Below are 20618 nucleotides of genomic sequence, written 5' to 3'. Positions count from 1 at the left end.
ATCGATGGAATCTTCTCTGGTCTGATTGCTTGGCGCGTCGGCTCGGTGCGCCTTGGTTGACCAAGGCCTCCTTCTTTGCTTCGGTATCCCTTTCATCCCCTTCATCCTGGCTAAATGCTTTTTTTTCTGCTTTTGGGCTGTGGCTATGGCTCTTCTTTTATGTCGGGGTTGGCATAAGGCTTTGTGTTGCTTAAATGTCTTGTGATGTATGGCTTCATTTGGTAAAAATACGCCAATCGTATGGCGTGCATGGGTCGCAATGCCAACGATCACTGCGAGGGACGGCCATGACGCTCCGAAACACCTCCGATATCGACTGGCATGAACTCACGGACCGGGCCTACACGCCCTCGCCCGCCGCCTGGGAGGACCAGGTCTTCTACTTCCTGATGGTGGACCGATTCTCGGACGGGAAGGAGAAGCACTACCTGGACCTGAAAGGGAAGGTGGTGGAGAAGGGGACCACGCCCCTCTTCCAGCCCCGGGACGAGGGGACGGCGGAGCGGGCCGCCTGGACCGAGGCTGGGCGGGGCTGGTGCGGCGGCACGCTCAAAGGACTGGAGAGCAAGCTGGGCTATCTGAAGCGCCTCGGGGTCACGGCCATCTGGGTCAGTCCCATCTTCCAGCAGGTGGCCTTCCAGCCCACCTATCACGGCTATGGGGTGCAGGACTTCCTTTCCATCGACCCACACTTCGGGACGGAAGCCGATCTGCGCCGTCTGGTGGACCGGGCTCACGCGGTGGGGATCTACGTGATCCTGGACATCATCCTCAATCACTCCGGCAACGTCTTCTCCTACAGGCCCGATCGCTACTGGGTTCCGCAGGGGGATTCGGGGTATTTCGATCCCCGATGGGACGGTCAGCCCTACCCCGTGGCGGGCTTCCATGACGCCAAGGGCCTCCCCTCGCTGCCCTTCGCACCCTCGGAGGAGGCCTGGCCCTATGGTGCAATCTGGCCCGAGGAGCTCCAGAACCCTGAGACCTTCTCCCGGAAGGGGCGGATCTCCAACTGGGACCACGACCCGGAGTTCCGGGAGGGAGACTTCTGCGACCTCAAGGACATCCATCACGGCAGCGGGGACGTGGGGGCCTTCGAACCCTCTGCCGCCTTCCTCGCCCTGGTCGAGTGCTGCAGATACTGGATCGCATCGGCGGATCTCGACGGCTTTCGCATCGATACCGTCAAGCACATGGAGCTCGGTGCGACACGGCTCTTCGCTTCCATGATCCGGGAGTTCACCCAGACCCTCGGCAAGGAGAAGTTCTTCCTCCTGGGGGAGATCACCGGGGGGCGGGAGCGGGCCTTTGACACCCTGGAGATGACGGGACTCGATGCCGCCCTTGGCATCGACGACATCCCGGACAAGCTGGAATACCTGGTGAAGGGCTACCGCAACCCCTCGGACTACTTCGGCCTCTTCCGCAACTCCATGCTCGTGAACAAGGATTCCCATGTCTGGTTCCGGGACAGGGTAGTGACCCTCTTTGATGACCACGATCAGGTTCGCAAGGGGAAGGGGAAGGCCCGTTATTGTGCCGGGGAGCAGGGACGGAAGAGCATCCTCTCGGTCATGGCCCTGAATGCCCTCACCCTCGGGATTCCCTGCGTCTACTACGGCTCCGAGCAGTATTTCAACGGCGCGGCTGAGGCCGAGGCGGACGGCAATGATGTCTTCCTCCGGGAGTGCATGTTCGGCGGCCCCTTCGGTTCCATGCAGAGCAGGGAGCGCCACTTCTTCAACGAGGAGAGTCCAGCCTACGCCGAACTCGCCAGGATCCTGGCCCTCCGCGCCGAGAAGCTCGCCCTCCGCCGAGGACGGCAGTACTTGCGTCCCATCTCCGGGAACGGGATCGATTTCGGGGTGCCTGAGATGCTGGGTGGGGAACTGCGATCCCTGGTGGCATGGTCACGCATCCTGGACCGCCAGGAAATCCTGGTGGCCATCAACACGGACTGCGATCAGGCCCGGACCGCCTGGGTGACCCTGGATGCGGGGCTTCAGAGGGAGCACTTTGAACTGACCTGCCTGTATTCCACAGATGCCACGCGTATTGGGCAGAAGGTAATGGTGGAGCCCCGGAACGGACGGGCTGTGTCGCTGACCCTTCAGGCGTCCGGGGTTGAGGTGTGGGAATAGCCACCCGTAGGCGTTCATTGCGCCAAGAATCGCGATTTCACCGAGGAGAGAAGCAAAAGCGGTTTCATCCACAGATACAGGGGATGGACACCGACTCAAAGAAGTCCACCTGGGCACCTGGGGCTGGTTCAGCAAGGGAGAGGGAGGCGATGGCACGCATGCGTGCCTCTGCCGCCCTCTCCCTTGCTGAACGCGGGCGGTTTCACCGTCCGCCCCCGCGTTGCGGGGCAGGCCCAGGTGCCCCGCCAGCAGACCATTTCTTTATCGGTGTCTGTGGACGGTGCTGCTTTTGCGAACGGTTCTGGTCCATGGCAGAGCCCTGAACGCATGCAGGCACCCTATGTTAAATGCCTGACTTTCGAAGCTTTTCCGAACATCTTATCAAAGGTGACCACTTCCCTGGCCCCGTTGGTGAAGCCGACCTGGGCCAGGAGGTGGTCCGCAAAGCCTCCAAGACCGTCTTGCCGGGTGGCTTCGATCGCTTCCTGGGCAAAGGCGGGTGATTCCACGAGTACACCACGGGTGTGGAGCAGGCCCTCAAGGGTGTCCAGAATCCGTTCCCGTTCCCACCTGGCCCGGAGAACCCATGAAAGCTCGGCGAGGACGATCAACGGGACGAAAACCCCGCCTCTGGCCTGTCCATCGGCCAGCGCCTTGCGAGCCTTCGATGTCTGGGATGCATCGTCGTTGAGGAATGCGCGGGCCCATACATTCGTGTCTGCAACGATCATTACCAAGTCCTCCGAGCCTTGGCGGCATCCATTTCTTCGAAACTCAGGACATCCCCGGGGTGGGCGCCTTCGTCCGCCATCTTCCAGATGTCCTCCAGGTCGTAGAGCACCGGATCTGCCCGGAATCCCCCGAGGGGGTCAAGGCTGAAGCGGAGTCGGGAACCGGTCTGGATGCCGAGATGGATTCGCAGGGCCTTGGGCAGCGTCACTTGGCCCTTGGAGCTCACGGTGGCCTCCACCTTCGTTGCTGGAATGTAAGGAATACTGCGGAGCATTATAAGACCTCCGCTTTACATTTTAGGTAATTTTGCCTTACTCACCACTCTCTTCATCCGGACGCATCCCATCCTTCCGCTGCCCGGAAGCTGTGGTAGGCCTCCCGCCCCAGGATCAGGTGGTCCGCCAGGGGAACCCCCAGGGATTCACCAGCGGAGCGGAGCCGCTTGGTCAGCAGGGCGTCCTCGCGGCTGGGGGAGGGGTCGCCGGACGGGTGGTTGTGGTACGCCAGGGCCGAAGTGGCGCCGTAGCGCAGGGCCTCCCGGAAGAACTCCCGGGGGCTCACCAGGGTTCCGGTGGCGGTGCCCTGGCTCATGACACGCTCCGCAAGCAGTTCGCCCTTGGCATTGAGCGCCAGGAGCCCGAAGCGCTCCTCGCCCAGGCCCTGGCAGCGCGGCAGCAGGTATTCACCTGCGGCCCTGGGACTGGTAATCCGAGGGCGGGGGCCGCCCCGCTGGCTCCTCCGGCAGATCTCCTGGGCGGCCCACAGCTGGCAGGCCCGGGCAGGTCCCAACCCCGGGGTCTCCTTCCAGTCGTTCAGTCCCAGGGAGAGGAGCCCCGCCAGCCCTCCGGCCCGGCTCAGGATCTCCTGGGCCAGCTCCACGGCGTTGCGTCCCTGGCGTCCCGTGCCCCACAGGAGCGCCAGAAGCTCCGCATCGCCCAACTCGTCTCCCTGGCCCGCCAGCAGGCGCTCCCTGGGGCGGAGTTCGGGGGAGAGATCCATCATCCGCATCTCAGCACCTCGTCCATTTCTGCTGGGAAGCCTTCCAGCGAAGCATCTGGACTCGTCCATGCCCCGACAAGCGCATGCATAGGACATCCCGCCCGTCGTGGAGGAACCAGGCGGAGGCTGTGGCGGTCCGCCTGGGCGTGACCGTGATCCGGGCATGGGCAAGGCCCGTGGTGGCGGCCTTGACCGTGGGATCCATGCCCGAGGGCAGGGGGACTTCCGGGAGCTTTCCCCAGTGGACTCCCCGGGGGAGCTGAAGGGGAATGATGTCCTGGGCCGCCTGGGAGTTCAGGACCACCGTCACATTGGAGCCCCGGGCCCTGGCCAGGTGGAAGGCCTGATCCAGGCTCCCCTGGAGTTCCACCTGGAAACCCGTGAGGGCAAGCCCCCCACCGAGATCCAGGGTGCTGATTCCGCAGGCTCCGAGGATTCCGACAATCCCAAGGGTGATGGAGGTTTCCGCCAGGGTGAACCCCTGGCCGCTCATGGCTTGTTCGCTGGCTTGGTGCCGACACTCAGATGGGTGCGCAGCTTGGCGAAGGATTTCTCACCAATCCCCTTCACGTTCATGAGTTCCTCGGTTCGCTTGAAGCCCCCGTGCTGCTTGCGGTAGGCCACGATCCGCTCTGCGGTCTTGGCACCCACCTTGGGAAGCTGCATCAGCTCCGTCACGCTGGCGGTGTTGATATTGACGGGGGCCTGGGGTGTTCTGTCACCCGCAAAAAGGGGCAGGGCAAGGGCGAGGACGGCGGTCCGAAGGATTCTGGGCACGGTTTCTCCTGAGAAAGGTGCTTCCCGGAAATCAAAGGTCGTGCCGTGATGTAAATTCATTTATCAAAATGTTTGCTGAACAACCGGCAAAATGTTTGTGTATTAATTTTTTTACATCGATTTGCGGCGGCGCCTATGTAGAACTATTCATCTTGATAATTGGACCGTGTGAGTTCGTGTCGCATCTGCCCCAGCGACAGCATCGAAGACCGGTAAGTTTCGATTCGCGCTTTCGGCCCTCCGGGGCGATGATGTTCTCAAATGCATTGCCAGGTGAATGAATGATCAAGAAGGTCCGCAAGGAAGATCTCAAGCTCGGGATGTACATCCACGACCTCAACTGTGGATGGATGGATCACAACTTCTTCCGCAGCCGCTTCATGCTCCGCAAGGAGGAGGATCTCCAGAAGATCCACGCCAGCGGCATCACCGAGCTCTACATCGACACCGTCAAGGGCATCGATGCCGACGGGCCCACGCAGCAGGAGGTGGAGCAGAAGATCCACGACTCCATGACGGACATCGCTGCCGCTGCGGCCAACCTGGGACATACGACCAGCCACAAGGAGGAACTGGCCGTGGCCAAGGCCATCCATGGCGAGGCCAACAAGGTGATCCATTCCATGTTGACGGATGTCCGCCTGGGCAAGCAGATCCAGGTGGAGCGGATGGAGCCTGTGGTGGCCCAGGTCACGGATTCGATTCTCCGCAACCAGGGCACCCTGGTGAGCCTCTGCCGGATCAAGGAGGGGGATACCTACACCTTTCAGCACTCCGTCAGCGTCTGTGCCCTGCTGGTGACCTTCTGCCGCTACATGGGCATGGACCGGGACCAGATCCAGCTGGCGGGCATGGGGGGCATGCTCCACGACATCGGCAAGATGAGGGTGCCCGATCACATCCTGAACAAGCCCGGCAAGTTGACGGACGAGGAGTTCGGGACCATGAAGTCCCACGTCACCCTTGGCCTGGAGGTGCTCCAGCAGACCCCAGGGATCTCGCCAACGGTTTTCCAGGTGACGGGGCAGCATCACGAGAAATTCAAAGGGGCAGGTTATCCCCTCGGCTTGGCTGACGCTGAGATCAGCACCCTCGGCAAGATGGCCGCCATCGTGGATGTCTACGACGCCATCACCTCCAATCGCGTCTATCACCGGGGCATGGAGCCCGGTCTGGCCCTCAGCAAGCTCTTCGAGTGGGGGGAGAACCACTTCGACCCGGCACTGGTCCAGCACTTCATCCAGGCCCTTGGGATCTATCCCGTGGGCTCCCTGGTGAAGCTGGACAGCGAGCGTCTGGCGGTGGTGGTGGAACAGAGCGAGGCCGGCCTTCTCTATCCCGTTGTGCGGGTGGTCTTCGATATCAGGCGGAACCAGCTCGTGAGCCCGGTGGACCTCGACCTCTCCCGTCCCGAGTCCGGCGGGGACAGCATCGTGGGCAACGAGAATCCGGAGAGTTGGAGGATCGACCCCTTTCGTTATCTGACACTGGCTGTCAATTAATGGCACACGAGGGCTCTGGACACTGTTTGCAAACAGGAATCCGGTTGTCGGGCTGAATGCCTACCTGTTTTGTATCCGTTCCGCTCAAAGGCCACGGATCGACCTTTTTCGCAGGAGAAAAGCATGTTGGCCGCGGATAAATTGGATGCACGCGGATAAAGGACGCCCCAGTTATCGGCGTTGCGAAGCTTGATCTCTCCGCTCTTGGAAAAGCAAAGGCATTTTTAACCACCGATGCACAGGATGCACACAGACGTGATGGTCGGGCTTTGCCCGGCCACCACGTGGGGGTCAAAGGGGGGACATCGCGAGCGCAGCGAGCAGGCGGTCCCCCCTTTCATGGCAGAGCAAGGAAGTCCACCTGGGCGCCTGGGACTGGTTCAGCAAGGGAGAGGGAGGCTATGGCAAGCTCGCTTGCCTCCGCCTCCCTCTCCCTTGCTGAACGCGGGCGGCTTCGCCGTCCGCCCCCGCGTTGCGGGGCAGGCCCAGGTGCCCCGCCCGTAGACCACTTCTTTATCCGCGTTTATCCAATTTATCCGCGGCCGGTTCTGCTTTTTCCACGGCGGTTTCTATTCCATGGCGGAGGCATGAACGACAAACCTGTTTTTCACCTGAGCGGCATTGATTCCCAGCAGTTCCTGAGCCGTTTCGCTCGACCCCTTGACCGTTGCCGCCAAGGCCTCGCCGGAGACACCCATTAGGACCAGGAACAGGGCTCGGCTCAGGTGTTCCATCCGGACATTGGCCACATGCATCTCCTGGACACTCAGGGTCCCTTCCTCCTGATCCTTGTACCAATGGGTGTAATAGTTGCGAGTCCTGATCCAGGTGTGGGGGATCGTATCCTCAGCACCTAGAACCCAATGGCGATAGGGTTGGGGCACTATGGCGGCCAGGGCATCAAGGCGCTCCTGAAGCGGTTGCCGCTTCTTCTTCGAGGTGGGCAGCGGGACGTCCTTGGGCAAGGTGTCCATGAGGACAGCGTCCTCCATGCCGTGATGCAATCCCTCCAGCGCCTGTATCCACATGAGAAACTTGAGGTTGATCCACAAGTTCTCGGAGGCGAAGATGCTGTGGGCCAGTCTGCATGGCTTCTCGATCTCGGGAAAGACGTTGAACCATCGGGAGACGATTTCGTTCAATTCCATACCCGTGGCCGATCTCGGCAGGAAGAACTTCCAGAGCCGATCAAAGGCGCATGGGGTTCGGTCATTCTTCAGCAGCAGGGAGGCTCTGTTGGGGGATTCGTCAACGAAGGCCTCGATCTGGTCGGCGGACATGGTGCTCCCGGCCAGCCAGGCCAGCATGAAGGCGATCTTGTCCTGCTGTTCCAGATACCATTCCAGGGGCTTGGGGGAATCGGGCCGCAGCGTTGTCCACCCGGAGACCTCCAGCTGGATTCCCGAATAGGGATCCCTGGTGTTGGTCTCGCGGCCGACGATCTCCCAGTCCAGGGTTGCGCCAATGCACTGGATTCGCGTGCTCCACGCATCCAGCTCCGCGATCCGGTACACCCAGTTCTTTTCGTCAGAGTCAGGGTTCATCTCCAAAGACCGTTTCACCAGAGGGCGGGCCAGCCAGAGGTGCAGACCGGGAATCCGGAATCGCATCCTGGGGTACAGGTGGGACAGGGAAACGTGCCCTCCGACCAGAAGTGCCCAAGCCCCGATCTTTTCGAAGACCTGCACCCCGGTGGGGCGGATGTGCCTCGATAGCCCGGACTGGTGTGCCTGCAGGAGGGTTACGGCTCCGAAATCCTCGCTGACGCCGTGGATGATGGGGTACGCGTGCAACTGGCCCTCGAAGGCCTCCTCCACCTCGCAGAACGCCCCATCCAGCTTCAGTTCCACTCCTTTCGGTGAGCGGCTGAGCTGTCCGTGAAGGACTTTTCCGGGCTCCTCGGGACGGTGCCATTGCCCCATGACTGCAAACTGGGCATCCAGAGCCAGGTCTGTCATCGTTCAATCCCCTCTTCTTCCTTGAGTATTCCAGGCTGGAAGGTCTGTCGGGGGGGCGTAGATGGTAAGGCTCGGGTTGCTCATGGATGTGGCATCTTGCGCGAGGCTGCATAAAGTGCGAACTTGGGTACTAAAGGTGGTGCCAAATGCTTCCACGCCTCGTTCCCATTACCGATATCAAACGCCAACCAGGCAAGATCCTTGACGAACTTCGCCAGGATCGTGAACTCATGGTCATCACTGAACATGGAAAGGCCGCTGGGGTGCTCATGGATGTGGCCAGCTTCGAGGCGATGGCTCGCCGCGCTCAGATCATCGAGGGCTTGAGCGAAGGCGAACGGGATATCGCGGAAGGTCGTATGCATTCTTGGGAGGAGATCAAGGCGGAGCTTGCCACATGGCACCGTTGAACATCCATTTCACGACACGAGCCCGCCGTGAAATGCGCGAGATCTTGGGGAATCTTCCCTGCCTGGAACTGGAGACCACCCGATGAGTGAAGATGTCGTGCTCTATCGGACCGAGGATGGCCAAGCCCAGGTCCAGCTCCGTGCTGAAGGGGGCACAGTCTGGCTCTCTCAGGCGGCCATCGCAGAGCTGTTCGCTACCACCAAGCAGAACGTGAGCCTTCACGCCCGGAACATCCTGGAGGAAGGGGAGCTGGGCCAGGGGGCAGTTGTCAAGGAATCCTTGACAACTGCCGCTGATGGCAAGAACTACAGAGTCAAACTTTACAACTTGCCCATGATCCTGGCCATCGGCTACCGGGTGCGATCCCCGAGGGGCACGCAGTTCCGCCAGTGGGCTACGGCCCACTTGGCCGAATACTTGGTGAAGGGCTTCGTCATGGATGACGAACGGCTCAAGAACCCCGGCGGATGGGATTACTTCGATGAGCTGCTAGCACGGATCCGGGAGATCCGGGCTTCGGAAAAGCGCTTTTATCAGAAGGTGCGGGATCTCTTCGCTCTCAGCGACGACTACCGGGCCAACGATGCCAGTGCCCATCTCTTCTTCGCGGAGGTCCAGAACAAGCTGCTCTACGCGGTCACCGAGAAGACTGCGGCGGAACTGGTGGTGGCCAGGGCTGATCCCGAAGCACCCAACATGGCCCTGAGGTCATGGAGTGGCCCTTGGGTCCGCAAGCTGGACGTCGTGGTCGCCAAGAACTACCTGACCGTCGACGAGGTGGACACCTTGAACCGCTTGGTGGTGATCTTCCTGGAGCAAGCCGAATTGCGCGTCAAGGACCGGAAGCCCCTCAGCTTGGCGTATTGGCGCGAGCAGGTGGACCGCCTGCTGGCCTTCAACGACCGCCCTGTGCTGACCCATGTCGGCAGTGTCAGCCACGAGACGATGAGGGCCATTGTCCACGAGCGCTTTGAACGCTTTGATGAGAAGCGCCGGGAGGCGGAGGCTCTGGCCGCCGATGCGGAGGACATCCAGGCGTTGGAATCCATTGCCCTTCAGGCCAAGGGGCCTCGCAATACGAACTGAGGCCCAGTTCGCGGATGCTTGTGCACTCCTTCCGCAAAGGCTTTCAGGACAAGTTCGGAACACGGCCCCTTTCCGAAAAAAGGTGTGGCGGTTCAATGCAAAAAGGACCTGGATTTCTCCAGGTCCTTTTTCTGGAGTTTGGACCTTTTTCGGGACCACCACGACCGTGGGAATTAGGGTTCCGACGGCTCCCCTATTGAATCAGCGGCTTCGGGTCTCGTGACATGTCACCGTTTTTTCCAGCGAAGGTTCCGCACGCTGGCGCCAACGGGTGACATTCCCTCTGGTAGTCATTCCCAGGTCGGCTTCAGGCAGGGTCAGATCGATCTTTTTCGATTTCTTGTTCGCCCTGTTGTTACATGTCCAGAAGCTCCCGCAGCCCCTTTCGGGGCATTCGGGAGCTTCCTAGTTATGCGTGGCGGATCAAGCGGCCTGGTAGGTCTCGTGGTGAGAGAGCACCCAGCCTTTTGGGCGCCTCATTCGCCGCTGCTCTTGAGTCCACACGTCTGTGAGGTTGTTTCGCAACATCGACACCAAGTCATGCTGGCTGGGTCGCATAGGTGGCTTTCGCTTCCGCCAAGCTGGCAGATCAGGATAGTCCTTGGTTCGCTTCCCATTGAATGTGCGAAGACCGGCAAGATTGAGCATCGAGTAGGCCGCTACTGTCGCACCGTGAACCCTCTCGTTTGCCGCATGGCTGAAAGCCTGCACCTGACCCACTCCGATGCCCGCCTTCAAATCCCGGTGCAGCACTTCGATCTGCCAACGGTCCAGATAGGCCTGAACGAGCTGGGCGGCGGGTGACGTTAGGTCAGTGGTCAAGAGATAGGCGGGGTTGTTGTAGCCTCGCTTTCTGCGGCCAACCACTTTGTAAGGAATGGGCATCACGATGAGGAGGCGCATCACCTGCCCACGTGTCCCATCCTTCCAGAGAACATTCTGAATTTCCTTGAATCGGATTTCCCGGAGGCCACCCCCGTAATGGAGTTCTACGCTCTGAAATGGGATCTCCAGATCCTGCCGAAACTGCTCCGGTGTTGGGAGGACTTCGCCATAAATCCTTTTCCCTTCCTTTTTTTCGGTGGGTGCATAGATGCGGGCATTCTTTCTGAAACGCCCGATGAACTCTGTGTTTGCAGGCAAATGAGCAATCGTGGCCCCATTGGTGAAACTGCTGTCCGCGACGATGAGGAGCTTCCTTCGCTTTTCACCGCTCTCATCCAGTGACTTCCGGATGTTTGCGATCAAACGGACTGCCCGCGTTGTTAGGCTTGCTTCCTTTTTGGCAGCTTCGAGAGCTGCCAATTCCGCCTCAGATAGGCCTTCCTTGTTTTTGACCTTCTCGACTGCGGGGATGGGCTCAAAAGCCACGCTGAGTGCCAGAGGTCTGTGATTGATGTAGTTCGGGACGATGATGGCCGCGTGCAGCATTCGAATGCCCCACTGAATGGGCATATCCAGGAATTTCGGGGCCAGCGGATCATGACACCATCGAGCCTGGGGAATCTTTGTTCCAGTCTTCGGGAGGCTGGTGTCATCCATGGCCAGCACCAGGGGTGCCTTGACGGGCTGTTCCTTGATCGCCTCAAGAAGCACCGCCCTGAAGAGTTCCGAGGCCTTCCACTCGGAGCGATTGAAAGCCTTGTAGTCTGCACTCCAATCGGCCTGCTCTTGGCCTCGATACATAATCGAGTTAGTTAACGTTCCCCTTCCCTGGCACACCAAAAGGCCAACCACTGCATTCACGACCCGTTCAAAGGTCCGAAATTGCTTGAATGCTGGCTCCCAGCTCGTTAGCAGTCCCCGGAAGTGATCCATAAACGAGGCTTTTTCTGGCGTGGCTTGCCTAGGCGCCTGGCGGGCGCCATACTTCCTTTTAGCGTTCACAAGCACTCCTTGCCACGGCAGTGGCGGGCTACAAGCGGGGCTGCAACCCCGCTTTTTTGTTGTGGGTTACTCGTCCTTGGGGCGGGTTCTGACCAGTCGATATCGGGACGGCCATATGTCCTGGGGCTGAACGCCAAGTAGCTTTGAGATGAACTCGCAGACACACTCCGACCGCCCGTTCTGGATGGTCAGAAGGACCGTTCGTCGGCAAAGGTCGAGTTCGTCGGCGATACGTTGCTGGGTCCACCCCAACTTTCGCAGGGCCGCTTTGGTATCTTCGGGATGCCATCCTGGCGGATGAGGTAACATAAGTCACCTCCTTGACATCAAGGATAACCATCGGGAACCTTCATGCAAGATAAAAATAACCATTCGGAATCATTCGAGACCATTGGTGAACGGATCCGCGCCGCCAGAAAGCATCGCGGACTCACCCAAGAAGGGCTAGGAACTGCGGTTGATGTGGCCAAGGCGAGCATCGCTAGATGGGAAACAACATCGCGCAATCCCGGTGGAAGCGCCCTTGTTGCCCTCTCTAAGGCCCTCAAGGTTCCCTTGGAATGGTTGGTCGCTGGTCAGGGGCCGCCCCCTGACAGCTCCGAAGACAAGTTGGTGCAACTGGTGAAGGCTCGACGAGCCCGTCTGCGACAAATCCTTGAGGGCCAGCCCGACCTTGGCGACTTTGCAGAGCGGTGTAGCGTCAACATCCTCTACCTAGAAGAGGCCAAGAAAGGGCGAAATGATAGTTTCACCATCGATGAGGCCATGCGAGTTGCTCATGCAGCCAACAAATCACCCTCCTGGCTGCTCTTTGGGGAGAAGGGTGAGAGTGTGTTCTTTGCTCCGGAGCCAGCGAAGTTGCACCTGTTTCCAGGTCAACGAGAATACTTGCCGGGTCACGACCCAATCCTCGGCGCTGATATGCGCGACGATGGGTTGCCCAGCGCGGACAACACTGATCGTAGGCGGAGACTGGAACAAATCTTGAGAGCCCAGATTGATCTGAAGGCGCTTGCGGCCAAAGCAGAGGTCTCAGAAAGCAGCCTTCGCGAGTTTCTAGGCGGAAAGCGCACATTAAATTTTGATCAAATTGCCCGACTAGCAATCGCAGCAGGACTTTCGCTTAATTGGCTACTCTTCGGGGATCAGACCAATGATCCAATATCGTTTTAGTCCAAGCGTTCAGGCCTCCACAGTGGTCCGAACACTTTCCCACCCCAAGCTCAGGCGAGGGTTGGAGCTTGCTTGCCTTCGATGTTCGCATGGAGGGCGTGCGTGAGCCAGTCGAGGAGGTTGGTCAAGTTCGGCTACAGCCGGGACCACCGAGGCGACCGGATGCAGTTCACCTATGAACTGCTGTGCAGTGCGGAGGGCGCTCCGGTGGCGGTGGAGGTGTTCGATGGCGCTATCAACGACCACAAGACTGTAGGGAGTCAGATCGACAAACTCAAGGTCCGGTTCGGAATGGATCATGTGGTGCTGGTGGGGGATCGAGGAATGGTTTCCGAGACCACCATCCACAAGGAGTTGGAGCCTATCGGCCTGGACTGGATCACAGCCCTGAAGTCGGCCAGTGTCCGGAAGCTGGCCGAGGCCAGGGTGATCACCCCCAGCCTGTTCGACACCCATCAGGTAGCCGAGGTCCAGCATCCCGACTTCCCTGGAGAGCGCCTCATCACCTGCTTCACCCCCTTCACCAAGGAGCGCAACATTCGCCGGAGAGAGGATTTGCTCCCGCTTCTGCGACAAACCCAAGCAGATCAAGGGGACTCTCGCTGATTCAATATGGAACTTCAGGAAGGAGCGGCGCCGGAGGAACAGGAACCGAAAGCGTGCCTGGTAGATCAGAAAGCTGTTCCGAATCCTCTTGACGAGAGTAATAACTTACTTACACTATTTTCAGGCCTCGTAGTACCGGCCATCCTGCTCCATGTTTCCACTTCACGAGCAACCACTGATGCCAGGAAAACGCACCACGACCCTCAACCGAATCGAAATCGCCGACGCGGCCATCCGCATCATTGGCGACCGCGGTATCTCATCACTCACTACTACGGCGCTTGCGAAAGAACTGGGAGTTTCATCCGGTGCGCCCTTTCGGCATTTCGCGTCGCGAGAAGAGATCCTGTGTGCGGTAGGCGAGCGCGTGCTCGAGTTGATGGGAAAGACATTCCCAGATGAAGCCCTTCCGCCACTGGAGCGCCTTTCACAACTCTTCGTGGCAAGGATCCAGGCGGTGACCCGACATGGTGGTGTGGCGCGCCTTATCTTCTCGGATCAATTTTCCAAAGCTCTTCCTGAGGCGGCTGCCGAGCAGATCTATGCCTTCGTCCTGCGCACTCGAAAGTTCGTGCTGGATGCCATCGCTCAGGGGGCCGCGTCCGGGGACATTCGAAAGGATGTGCCAGCCGAGCATCTCCTGGTTCTTTTCGTTGGCACCATGCAGCACGCTGCGTTCCTCTCCGCGATGAACTGCGACCAGAGGCCGGCTCTCCCCCTGGATCCCCAGATCATTTTCCAGTCCATCCGGACCTTGATCGGATCCCAGGGTCAAGGCACCACCAAGTAGTCCCTTACTGGCCCCCAGCTTTCCCTTTCGTCTCCGTCCTGAATAGGCGGCCTAGAAGGCGTGTATTCACTCGCAGAGCCGCCCCAACCCTACTCGTCCCCCCGCTCATCCCACGAGGTCTCCATGAACAAGAAAGCGATTATCGTCCCGGCAGCCCTGCTGGTTGTCGCCGCGGCCGGGATCTCCTGGTACCGCCAGCATGATGCAGCCGCCAAGAACGGCACCATCTATGGCAATGTCGATATCCGGGAAGCGACACTCGCATTCCGTGTTGCAGGCCGCGTTTCCGCCTTCAATGTCGATGAAGGGGCCACCGTAAAGGCCGGGGACGTCATTGCCGCACTCGACGCGGAACCCCTCCAGAACGCCTTGTCAGCATCCGAAGGAACCGAGGCCGCGCTTGCCGCTCGCAACAGCTTGGTTCATCACGGATTCCGTACCGAGGACATTGAGCAGGCCAAGGCGCGTCTGGCTTCGTCGAAATCCGCGTTCGCGGAAGCTGAACGGCAATTGGCGCGTCAGCAGGCGCTGGCACCCGAAGGTGCTGCCCCCCAGAAAGCCCTGGACGGCGCCCAGACGGCACGGGATCAGGCTGCCGCACAGGTAAAGGTGATGGAGGAACAGGTGCGCACCATGACCACAGGCTTCCGCAAGGAAGAGGTGGCAGAGTCCGATGCCCAGCTACGACAAGCCCAAGCCCAGGCACGCGCGGCGCGCCTTGCATTGAAGGATGCGGTGCTTACGGTGCCCAGCGACGGCGTGATCCTCTGCCGGTCCATCGAGAAAGGCACGATGGTTCAGAACGGCACCCCCGCATTCAGCCTCTCTCTGACAAATCCGGTGTGGGTCCGGGCGTATGTCAGCGAGTCTCAACTCGGCACCTTCGCTCCCGGAACGAAGGTGACGCTGCACACAGATGCCAGCCCGGACAAGGCCTACAAGGGCACCGTCGGATTTGTGTCGCCTACGGCGGAATTCACCCCAAAGCCGGTCGAGACTTCTGACCTCCGTACATCGCTCGTCTATCGCTTACGGGTCGTGGTGGAAAATGTGGACGGCCAGCTCCGGCAGGGCATGCCCGTCACCGTGAGGCTTGCGAAATGAACATCCCACCTTCGACAGGCGCCGCCTTGGAGGTGCGCGGCCTAGTGAAGACCTTTGCCCCAGGCCTTCCTCCGGCACTGGATCACCTCACCACCAGCTTTCATGCAGGCACCATCACCGGCCTGGTGGGCCCGGATGGCGCAGGTAAGACTACTCTGCTTCGAACACTCGCGGGTCTTCTCCAGCCCACCGAAGGAAGCGTTCGTGTTCTCGATATGGACCCCTTCACCCAGGGGGACTTCCTTCGGGACCAGGTTGGCTACATGCCTCAGAAGTTCGGGCTCTACGAGGACCTGTCCGTTCTCGAAAACCTCGTATTGTATGCAGATCTCAGGAACGTGACTGGGGAGGACCGAGAGCGCAGCTTCAAGCAGATGCTGGCATTCACGGATCTAGCACGCTTCACGGACCGCCTCGCCGGCAAGCTTTCGGGTGGCATGAAGCAGAAACTCGGGCTCGCTTGCACCCTGCTTGGTTCGCCTCGGGTCCTTCTGTTAGACGAGCCTGGCGTGGGGGTCGATCCCATCTCCAGGCGAGAGTTGTGGCGGATGGTGCGGGGATTGGCCAGCGAAGGGTTAACCATTCTGTGGAGCACCGCCTACCTGGATGAGGCCGAACTCTGCGATGACGTCAGGCTGATGAACAAAGGAAACATCATCGCTAGCGGAACGCCGAAGGAACTCATGGACCAAATGCGGGGACGATGCCTCCATGTGGCCAATCTCAAGGCTCAACGTCGCGAGGTTCTCCGCAAGGCACTTCACGACCCAGAAGTGGTCGATGGAGTCATTCAGGGAGCGAATGTCCGAGTGGTTATCCGTGAGGTCGGTCGGTTCCCGGATCTTGCGGCCATGGAAGCCGGTCCGGATGCCGTGCTAGTGGAAGTCGATCCCCGTCTGGAGGATGCCTTCATCAGCCGCCTCGGAGGCGTCCACGGAGGTGATTCGGCCCTCGCCGCAGTGACCAAGCCCGTGGAACTACCTGCTTCAATCGACCCAGAAGCCGTGATCGAGGCGCGAGGCCTCACCAAGCGTTTTGGTGAATTCACGGCCACGGACCATGTCAGCTTTAAGGTGTCCAAGGGAGAGATCTTCGGTCTCCTTGGACCCAATGGCGCAGGCAAATCGACAACATTCAAGATGAAGTGCGGCCTGCTGAAGCCCACGGAGGGCCAAGCCCTGGTGATGGGGCTCGACCTCAAATTCAGCCCTTCCGAGGCCCGGCAGCGGCTGGGTTACATGGCCCAGAAGTTCTCTCTCTACCTCGGATTGACCGTCGAGCAGAACCTAGTCTTCTTCTCCGGAATCTACGGCCTGGATGGGCAGCAGCAGAAGGAGAAGATCCATGAGCTGGTGGAGGCGTTTGGACTCCGCCCATTCCTCCAGACGAAGACCGTGGACCTCGCCCTGGGGTTCAAGCAGCGGCTGGCGCTCGCCTGTGCGGTGATGCATGAGCCTCAAATTCTCTTCCTGGACGAGCCGACCTCAGGCGTGGATCCGGTCACCCGGCGGGAGTTCTGGACCCACATCAACGGCCTGGCCCAGAAGGGCGTGACCATCATGGTCACCACCCACTTCATGGATGAAGCCGAGTACTGCGACCGCATTGCCTTGATCTACCGGGGGAAACGAATCGCCATGGGTACACCGGATGACCTCAAGGGTATGGTTGTCACCCCTGACTGCTCGAATCCAACCATGGAAGACGCCTTCATCGAACTGGTCCTGCGAGCGGACCGCGAACGTGAAGCGAAGGTGAGCCAATGAACCTCAGCCCCTCCCTCCGTCGCCTCCTTGCGCTATGCCGGAAGGAGTCCTATCAGATCGTCCGTGACCCCAGCAGCATCCTCGTGGCCTTCATCCTTCCAGTGGTGTTCCTGTTCGTGATGGGCTACGCCATCAATCTCGATGCTGACCATGTCCGGATCGGTGTCTTGCGCGAAGATGCGGGACCGGCAGCGGTTCGTTTCGAACAGGTTCTGAGTGCTTCGAAAGCCTTTGAAGTCCACTCGGGTCCTTCCCGGGAGGCTCTGGTCAAACAGATGGCCCGCGGAAATCTCCGAGGTGTCGTGGTCATTCCAAACGATTTCAGCATCCGCATGGCACAGGGACAGGGCAAGGCATCCTTACAGGTCCTGGCCGATGGTTCCGAACCCAATACCGCAGCCTTCGTCGGCAACTATGTGCAGGGGGCCTGGGAATCCTGGCAACAGAGTCTGGCACGCGACCAGGGGCGAACCCAACCCCCTGGGTTGGAGGTTCGAACACGCTCCTGGTTCAACCCTTCCGCCATCAGCCGCAATTTCCTGGTTCCCGGCTCCATTTCCGTGGTGATGACCATCATCGGAGCCCTCCTCACGTCCTTGGTCGTGGCACGGGAGTGGGAGCGAGGAACCATGGAGGCACTTCTGGCGACGCCGGTGACCCGCACAGAGCTGCTGGTTTCGAAGATCATTCCCTATTACGGGCTGGGCATGATCGCGATGGTGATTTGCATGCTGGTGGCCGTCTTCGTAATGGGCATGCCATTTCGAGGTTCCCTGTTCGTGCTATTCGGCGTATCCACCCTCTTCCTCGGCAGCACTCTCGGCCTGGGACTGTTTCTCTCCACCGTCATGCGCAGCCAATTCAATGCGGCCCTGGCAGCGCTCACAGCGGGCTTCCTGCCTGCGCTGATGCTCTCCGGGTTCGTGTTCGAGATTTCAAGCATGCCTATGCCCATCCGGGTCATCACGCGGTTCATCTCGGCTCGCTATCTTTCCAGTTCCCTTCAGACCCTGTTCCAGGTCGGCAATCTGGGGTCGGTCCAGGGCTATGCATCCATCTGGCTCATTGCGTTGACCGTCTTCTGGATCGGCCTCACCGCCTTGAAGACCCGCCGAACCTTGGACTGAAACCATGCTCAAGCGACTCTTTCGACTCATCGTCAAGGAACTCCAGGTCACGGCGGGTGACAAGAAAGCCCGCCTGATGCTGTTGGTTCCCGTGCTGCTCCAGATCGTGATCTTTCCATGGGCCGCCACCCTGGAAGTGAAGAACAGCACCATCGCTGTCTACAATCAGGATGGAGGTCCGGCCTCTATCGAGATCCTTCAGCGACTCACTCACACGCCCGCCTTCGAGCGCATTATCGCCGTGCATAGTGATGGTGCTTTGCAGGACAGCATCGACAGCCAGCAGGCTCTCCTGGCCCTGCGGCTGCCTGCGGACCTCTCCCGGAACCTCCAGGCGGGGCGACCGGCCACCGTCCAGATCCTGATCGATGGCCGTCATTCCAACAGCGGACAAATTGCATCTGGCTATGTTTCGCAGATCCTCCAGGCCACACGCTCCGAGCATGGCGTGCGCCCGACGTCGATCGTGAACATACGGAATCTCTTCAACCAAAACCTCAATTTCAAATGGCACATCGTTCCGAGCTTGGTTGCCATCATCACGACCATCGGCTGCCTGACCGTTACGGCTCTTTCCGTGGCTCGGGAGCGTGAGGAGGGCACCTTTGATCAACTGCTGGTCTCCCCTTTGACGCCGGGTTACATCATGGCGGGTAAGGCCATACCCGGCGTGCTGGTCGCCCTGGGGCAAGCGGGACTTATCGTTCTGGCAGCCATCTTCGGGTATGGCCTGCCCTTTACCGGGTCCATCCTCACGTTGCTGATGGCCATCATCTTCTACGGGCTAGCGCTGGCCGGGATTGGGCTATTCATTTCCTCGATCTCCGCCAATCAGCAGCAAGCGTTCCTCGGCGTCTTCTCCTTCATGGCACCTGCGGTGCTCCTGTCCGGATTTGTGTCCCCCATCGAGAACATGCCCACGGTGTTCCAGTGGATCGCGTGGATGAATCCGCTCAGCTACTTCATTCCGCTGGCGAAGGGGCTCTTTCTGAAAGGCTTCGGGTTTGCGGATGCCTGGCCCTTCTTATGGCCAATGCTCGTCATCGCCACCTGCACCCTCTCCATCTCATTGTCCCTGTTCCGTCGCCACATTGCCTGAATGGACCACCCCATGAACAAACTCCTGCTACTTCCCCTGCCGCTTCTTCTGGTTGCCTGCCGCCCCGTGGGCCCAACCTACACGCCACCGAGACCGACGGTTCCGGAGCAGTTCACCTCCACGGGAGGAACGGCGGCCGCGGCCAGCGAATGGGGCTCAATCTGGAAGGATTCGCAGCTTCAGATGTTGGTCAAGCGCGCCTTCATTGAAAGCCCTGACTTAAAGGCGGCCGAAGCCCGGCTGCGACAGGCGCGTGCGAGCCAGGGCATCCAGGAGGCAGCCGGCGGGCCTGACATTGGCATGGGCGCGAAGGTATCCCGTGACAAGATGAGCGAGAACAGTGGCCTGATCTCCAACCTGCCCGTGAAAAACCTGAAAACCGAGTTCACCACCTACCAGGTGGGCTTTGATGCCTCCTGGGAGATTGATCTCTTTGGACATCAGCGGCGCATGGCCGAAGGTGCAAGGGCGAGAACCCAGGCTTCGGAGGAACGCCTGCGCGACGTTCGGCTGGTGCTCGCGTCGGAGGTGACCCGGAACTATGTCGAATACCGGATGGGCCAGCAGCGCTTTGTGCTGACTGAAGAGAGTGTGAAGCACTACGAGGAACTGGTCCGTCTCACGAAGCTCCGTGTCAGCGCGGGGGACGCCGCGAGCCAGGATCAACAGAGGGCAGAGACGAATCGGAACCAGGCCCAGGCCGCTCTGGCGGGGTTGAGTGTGAACGTACACCAGAGCCTGGCGGCATTGTCGGTCCTGACGGCCACTCAGTTGCCGGAACTGGACGCCCAGCTTCGTGAGACCGCACCGCTCATGCCCGTTCCCGCGGCTCCGGCAACCGGGCTGCCTTCCGAACTCCTCCAGCGACGCCCCGATGTCCGGGCCGCCGAGCGCGAAATGGCAGCCGCGTGCGCGGATGTGGGTGTCGCCCAGGCTGAACGCTATCCTCGTTTCGCCATCCTGGGCTCGGGTGGATGGACTTCCATCTCCTCCGAGACCTTGATCAGTTCGGCCAGTTCCGCCTGGAGCGTAGGGCCCCAGCTCAGCCTTCCGCTCTTCAACCGGGGCAAGTTAAAGAACAAGGTTCGGGCCAATGAGGCCGCCTACGATGCGGCCACGGCAACCTACCGCAAGTCCGTGCTCACGGCCGTGGCTGATACAGAGGTGGCCCTCACTCGCGTCGCCAAGAGTGAAGACCGGCGCTTGCGGCTCGAGGATTCCGAGCGGTTGTCTCGCGAGTCCGTCAAGCTCGCCGAGCTTCAGGTCAAGGCCGGCGAGATCTCCAAGATGTCGCTTCTGGAAGCCCGCCTGAACCACGCCAACCAGGAGGATCAGAAGATCCAGGCCCACGCCCAAAGCCTTACCGCGCTTGTGTCGCTTCAGAAGGCATTGGGTGGCGCGTGGCAGTAACCATCACGCAATCAGACCGACTCCGCAATTTAGAAAGGCTGAATCTGAAT

Annotated in this window: 20 protein-coding genes; 12 read left to right on the top strand and 8 right to left on the bottom strand. The window is 60.0% G+C overall.

Going from position 1 to position 20618, the window contains the following annotated elements:
• Window positions 1–287 precede the first annotated feature (287 nt).
• Entirely contained in the window at window positions 288–2141 is a 1854-nt protein-coding gene (locus HOLFODRAFT_RS0206260; RefSeq protein WP_005036587.1) for an alpha-amylase family glycosyl hydrolase, read from the top strand.
• A gap of 338 nt (window positions 2142–2479) precedes the next feature.
• Here the strand turns inward: HOLFODRAFT_RS0206260 and HOLFODRAFT_RS0206255 are convergent, their stop codons facing one another.
• Genes HOLFODRAFT_RS0206255 through HOLFODRAFT_RS0206235 form a run of 5 tightly spaced genes read right to left on the bottom strand, consistent with a single transcriptional unit; the run spans window position 2480 to window position 4649 of the window.
• The gene (locus HOLFODRAFT_RS0206255) at window positions 2480–2872 is read right to left on the bottom strand and encodes a PIN domain-containing protein (RefSeq protein WP_005036589.1); all 393 of its coding nucleotides are present in this window, start codon (window positions 2870–2872) and stop codon (window positions 2480–2482) included.
• Window positions 2872–3147, bottom strand: a complete 276-nt coding sequence (locus tag HOLFODRAFT_RS19735) for an AbrB/MazE/SpoVT family DNA-binding domain-containing protein (protein ID WP_005036590.1) — start codon at window positions 3145–3147, stop codon at window positions 2872–2874. The genes HOLFODRAFT_RS0206255 and HOLFODRAFT_RS19735 overlap by 1 nt, the downstream gene beginning before the upstream one ends.
• A gap of 53 nt (window positions 3148–3200) precedes the next feature.
• Window positions 3201–3881 (bottom strand): RadC family protein, encoded by a 681-nt coding sequence (gene radC, locus HOLFODRAFT_RS0206245; RefSeq protein WP_005036591.1) that lies wholly within the window; start codon window positions 3879–3881, stop codon window positions 3201–3203.
• A gap of 1 nt (window position 3882) precedes the next feature.
• Entirely contained in the window at window positions 3883–4365 is a 483-nt protein-coding gene (locus tag HOLFODRAFT_RS24400) for a pilus assembly FimT family protein (RefSeq protein ID WP_005036592.1), read from the bottom strand.
• A complete protein-coding gene (locus tag HOLFODRAFT_RS0206235) occupies window positions 4362–4649 on the bottom strand; it encodes a ComEA family DNA-binding protein (protein WP_005036593.1) in 288 nt (95 codons plus the stop codon). Before HOLFODRAFT_RS0206235 ends, HOLFODRAFT_RS24400 begins: the two co-directional genes overlap by 4 nt.
• 281 nt (window positions 4650–4930) lie before the next feature.
• On the opposite strand from HOLFODRAFT_RS0206235, the gene HOLFODRAFT_RS0206230 reads away from it, so the two are divergent.
• Window positions 4931–6151, top strand: a complete 1221-nt coding sequence (locus HOLFODRAFT_RS0206230; RefSeq protein WP_005036596.1) for an HD-GYP domain-containing protein — start codon at window positions 4931–4933, stop codon at window positions 6149–6151.
• A gap of 569 nt (window positions 6152–6720) precedes the next feature.
• Here the strand turns inward: HOLFODRAFT_RS0206230 and HOLFODRAFT_RS0206225 are convergent.
• Entirely contained in the window at window positions 6721–8109 is a 1389-nt protein-coding gene (locus tag HOLFODRAFT_RS0206225; protein ID WP_005036597.1) for an ApeA N-terminal domain 1-containing protein, read from the bottom strand.
• A gap of 146 nt (window positions 8110–8255) precedes the next feature.
• Between HOLFODRAFT_RS0206225 and HOLFODRAFT_RS0206220 the strand changes: the two genes are divergently transcribed.
• Both HOLFODRAFT_RS0206220 and HOLFODRAFT_RS0206210 read left to right on the top strand, forming a co-directional pair.
• Window positions 8256–8519 (top strand): type II toxin-antitoxin system Phd/YefM family antitoxin, encoded by a 264-nt coding sequence (locus tag HOLFODRAFT_RS0206220; RefSeq protein ID WP_026939097.1) that lies wholly within the window; start codon window positions 8256–8258, stop codon window positions 8517–8519.
• 82 nt (window positions 8520–8601) lie between these two features.
• Window positions 8602–9606, top strand: a complete 1005-nt coding sequence (locus tag HOLFODRAFT_RS0206210) for a virulence RhuM family protein (RefSeq protein ID WP_005036600.1) — start codon at window positions 8602–8604, stop codon at window positions 9604–9606.
• Between the two features lie 423 nt (window positions 9607–10029).
• On the opposite strand, the gene HOLFODRAFT_RS19730 is transcribed toward HOLFODRAFT_RS0206210, so the two are convergent.
• Complete coding sequence (locus HOLFODRAFT_RS19730) at window positions 10030–11493, bottom strand: IS701 family transposase (RefSeq protein ID WP_005036601.1); 1464 nt, start codon at window positions 11491–11493, stop codon at window positions 10030–10032.
• Window positions 11494–11559: 66 nt separating this feature from the next.
• On the bottom strand, window positions 11560–11802 hold the full coding sequence (locus HOLFODRAFT_RS25765) for a helix-turn-helix domain-containing protein (protein WP_005036603.1): 243 nt from the start codon (window positions 11800–11802) through the stop codon (window positions 11560–11562).
• A 42-nt stretch (window positions 11803–11844) separates the two neighbouring features.
• Here HOLFODRAFT_RS25765 and HOLFODRAFT_RS22735 point away from each other — a divergent pair, with 42 nt between their 5' ends.
• The 8 genes from HOLFODRAFT_RS22735 to HOLFODRAFT_RS0206160 all read left to right on the top strand — a co-directional run bounded on the left by HOLFODRAFT_RS22735 (window position 11845) and on the right by HOLFODRAFT_RS0206160 (window position 20568).
• Complete coding sequence (locus HOLFODRAFT_RS22735; protein WP_005036604.1) at window positions 11845–12666, top strand: helix-turn-helix domain-containing protein; 822 nt, start codon at window positions 11845–11847, stop codon at window positions 12664–12666.
• A 102-nt stretch (window positions 12667–12768) separates the two neighbouring features.
• The gene (locus HOLFODRAFT_RS0206190; protein WP_005036605.1) at window positions 12769–13272 is read left to right on the top strand and encodes an IS1634 family transposase; all 504 of its coding nucleotides are present in this window, start codon (window positions 12769–12771) and stop codon (window positions 13270–13272) included.
• A gap of 178 nt (window positions 13273–13450) precedes the next feature.
• Window positions 13451–14062 carry a TetR/AcrR family transcriptional regulator gene (locus HOLFODRAFT_RS23865; RefSeq protein ID WP_005036607.1) on the top strand — a complete coding sequence of 204 codons (612 nt, stop codon included), beginning with the start codon at window positions 13451–13453 and terminating at the stop codon, window positions 14060–14062.
• A 123-nt stretch (window positions 14063–14185) separates the two neighbouring features.
• A complete protein-coding gene (gene hlyD, locus HOLFODRAFT_RS0206180; protein WP_005036609.1) occupies window positions 14186–15166 on the top strand; it encodes a secretion protein HlyD in 981 nt (326 codons plus the stop codon).
• Window positions 15163–16932 carry an ATP-binding cassette domain-containing protein gene (locus HOLFODRAFT_RS0206175; RefSeq protein WP_005036610.1) on the top strand — a complete coding sequence of 590 codons (1770 nt, stop codon included), beginning with the start codon at window positions 15163–15165 and terminating at the stop codon, window positions 16930–16932. Before hlyD ends, HOLFODRAFT_RS0206175 begins: the two co-directional genes overlap by 4 nt.
• Window positions 16929–18059: an ABC transporter permease gene (locus HOLFODRAFT_RS0206170; protein ID WP_005036611.1), complete on the top strand. Its 1131-nt coding sequence runs from the start codon at window positions 16929–16931 to the stop codon at window positions 18057–18059. The genes HOLFODRAFT_RS0206175 and HOLFODRAFT_RS0206170 overlap by 4 nt, the downstream gene beginning before the upstream one ends.
• 4 nt (window positions 18060–18063) lie before the next feature.
• Window positions 18064–19158: an ABC transporter permease gene (locus HOLFODRAFT_RS0206165; protein WP_005036612.1), complete on the top strand. Its 1095-nt coding sequence runs from the start codon at window positions 18064–18066 to the stop codon at window positions 19156–19158.
• Between the two features lie 12 nt (window positions 19159–19170).
• Window positions 19171–20568, top strand: coding sequence for an efflux transporter outer membrane subunit (locus HOLFODRAFT_RS0206160; RefSeq protein ID WP_005036613.1), 1398 nt, complete (start codon window positions 19171–19173; stop codon window positions 20566–20568).
• Window positions 20569–20618: the final 50 nt, after the last annotated feature.

The organism is Holophaga foetida DSM 6591 (assembly GCF_000242615.2).
In the GTDB taxonomy this organism is placed as follows: Bacteria; Acidobacteriota; Holophagae; order Holophagales; family Holophagaceae; genus Holophaga; species Holophaga foetida.
The sequence above is the reverse complement of the archived record's forward strand: the minus strand, read 5'-3'. Positions and strand labels throughout refer to the sequence as shown.

Coding starts and splice junctions, on each gene's coding strand:
- HOLFODRAFT_RS0206260 (WP_005036587.1), top strand. CDS start 288: ATGACGCTCCGAAACACCTCCGATATCGACTGGCATGAACTCACGGAC.
- HOLFODRAFT_RS22735 (WP_005036604.1), top strand. CDS start 11,845: ATGCAAGATAAAAATAACCATTCGGAATCATTCGAGACCATTGGTGAA.
- radC (WP_005036591.1), bottom strand. CDS start 3,881: ATGCGGATGATGGATCTCTCCCCCGAACTCCGCCCCAGGGAGCGCCTG.
- HOLFODRAFT_RS0206175 (WP_005036610.1), top strand. CDS start 15,163: ATGAACATCCCACCTTCGACAGGCGCCGCCTTGGAGGTGCGCGGCCTA.
- HOLFODRAFT_RS0206160 (WP_005036613.1), top strand. CDS start 19,171: ATGAACAAACTCCTGCTACTTCCCCTGCCGCTTCTTCTGGTTGCCTGC.
- HOLFODRAFT_RS25765 (WP_005036603.1), bottom strand. CDS start 11,802: ATGTTACCTCATCCGCCAGGATGGCATCCCGAAGATACCAAAGCGGCC.
- HOLFODRAFT_RS0206210 (WP_005036600.1), top strand. CDS start 8,602: ATGAGTGAAGATGTCGTGCTCTATCGGACCGAGGATGGCCAAGCCCAG.
- HOLFODRAFT_RS23865 (WP_005036607.1), top strand. CDS start 13,451: ATGCCAGGAAAACGCACCACGACCCTCAACCGAATCGAAATCGCCGAC.
- hlyD (WP_005036609.1), top strand. CDS start 14,186: ATGAACAAGAAAGCGATTATCGTCCCGGCAGCCCTGCTGGTTGTCGCC.
- HOLFODRAFT_RS0206230 (WP_005036596.1), top strand. CDS start 4,931: ATGATCAAGAAGGTCCGCAAGGAAGATCTCAAGCTCGGGATGTACATC.
- HOLFODRAFT_RS19735 (WP_005036590.1), bottom strand. CDS start 3,147: ATGCTCCGCAGTATTCCTTACATTCCAGCAACGAAGGTGGAGGCCACC.
- HOLFODRAFT_RS0206255 (WP_005036589.1), bottom strand. CDS start 2,872: ATGATCGTTGCAGACACGAATGTATGGGCCCGCGCATTCCTCAACGAC.
- HOLFODRAFT_RS0206165 (WP_005036612.1), top strand. CDS start 18,064: ATGCTCAAGCGACTCTTTCGACTCATCGTCAAGGAACTCCAGGTCACG.
- HOLFODRAFT_RS0206220 (WP_026939097.1), top strand. CDS start 8,256: ATGCTTCCACGCCTCGTTCCCATTACCGATATCAAACGCCAACCAGGC.
- HOLFODRAFT_RS24400 (WP_005036592.1), bottom strand. CDS start 4,365: ATGAGCGGCCAGGGGTTCACCCTGGCGGAAACCTCCATCACCCTTGGG.
- HOLFODRAFT_RS0206225 (WP_005036597.1), bottom strand. CDS start 8,109: ATGACAGACCTGGCTCTGGATGCCCAGTTTGCAGTCATGGGGCAATGG.
- HOLFODRAFT_RS0206170 (WP_005036611.1), top strand. CDS start 16,929: ATGAACCTCAGCCCCTCCCTCCGTCGCCTCCTTGCGCTATGCCGGAAG.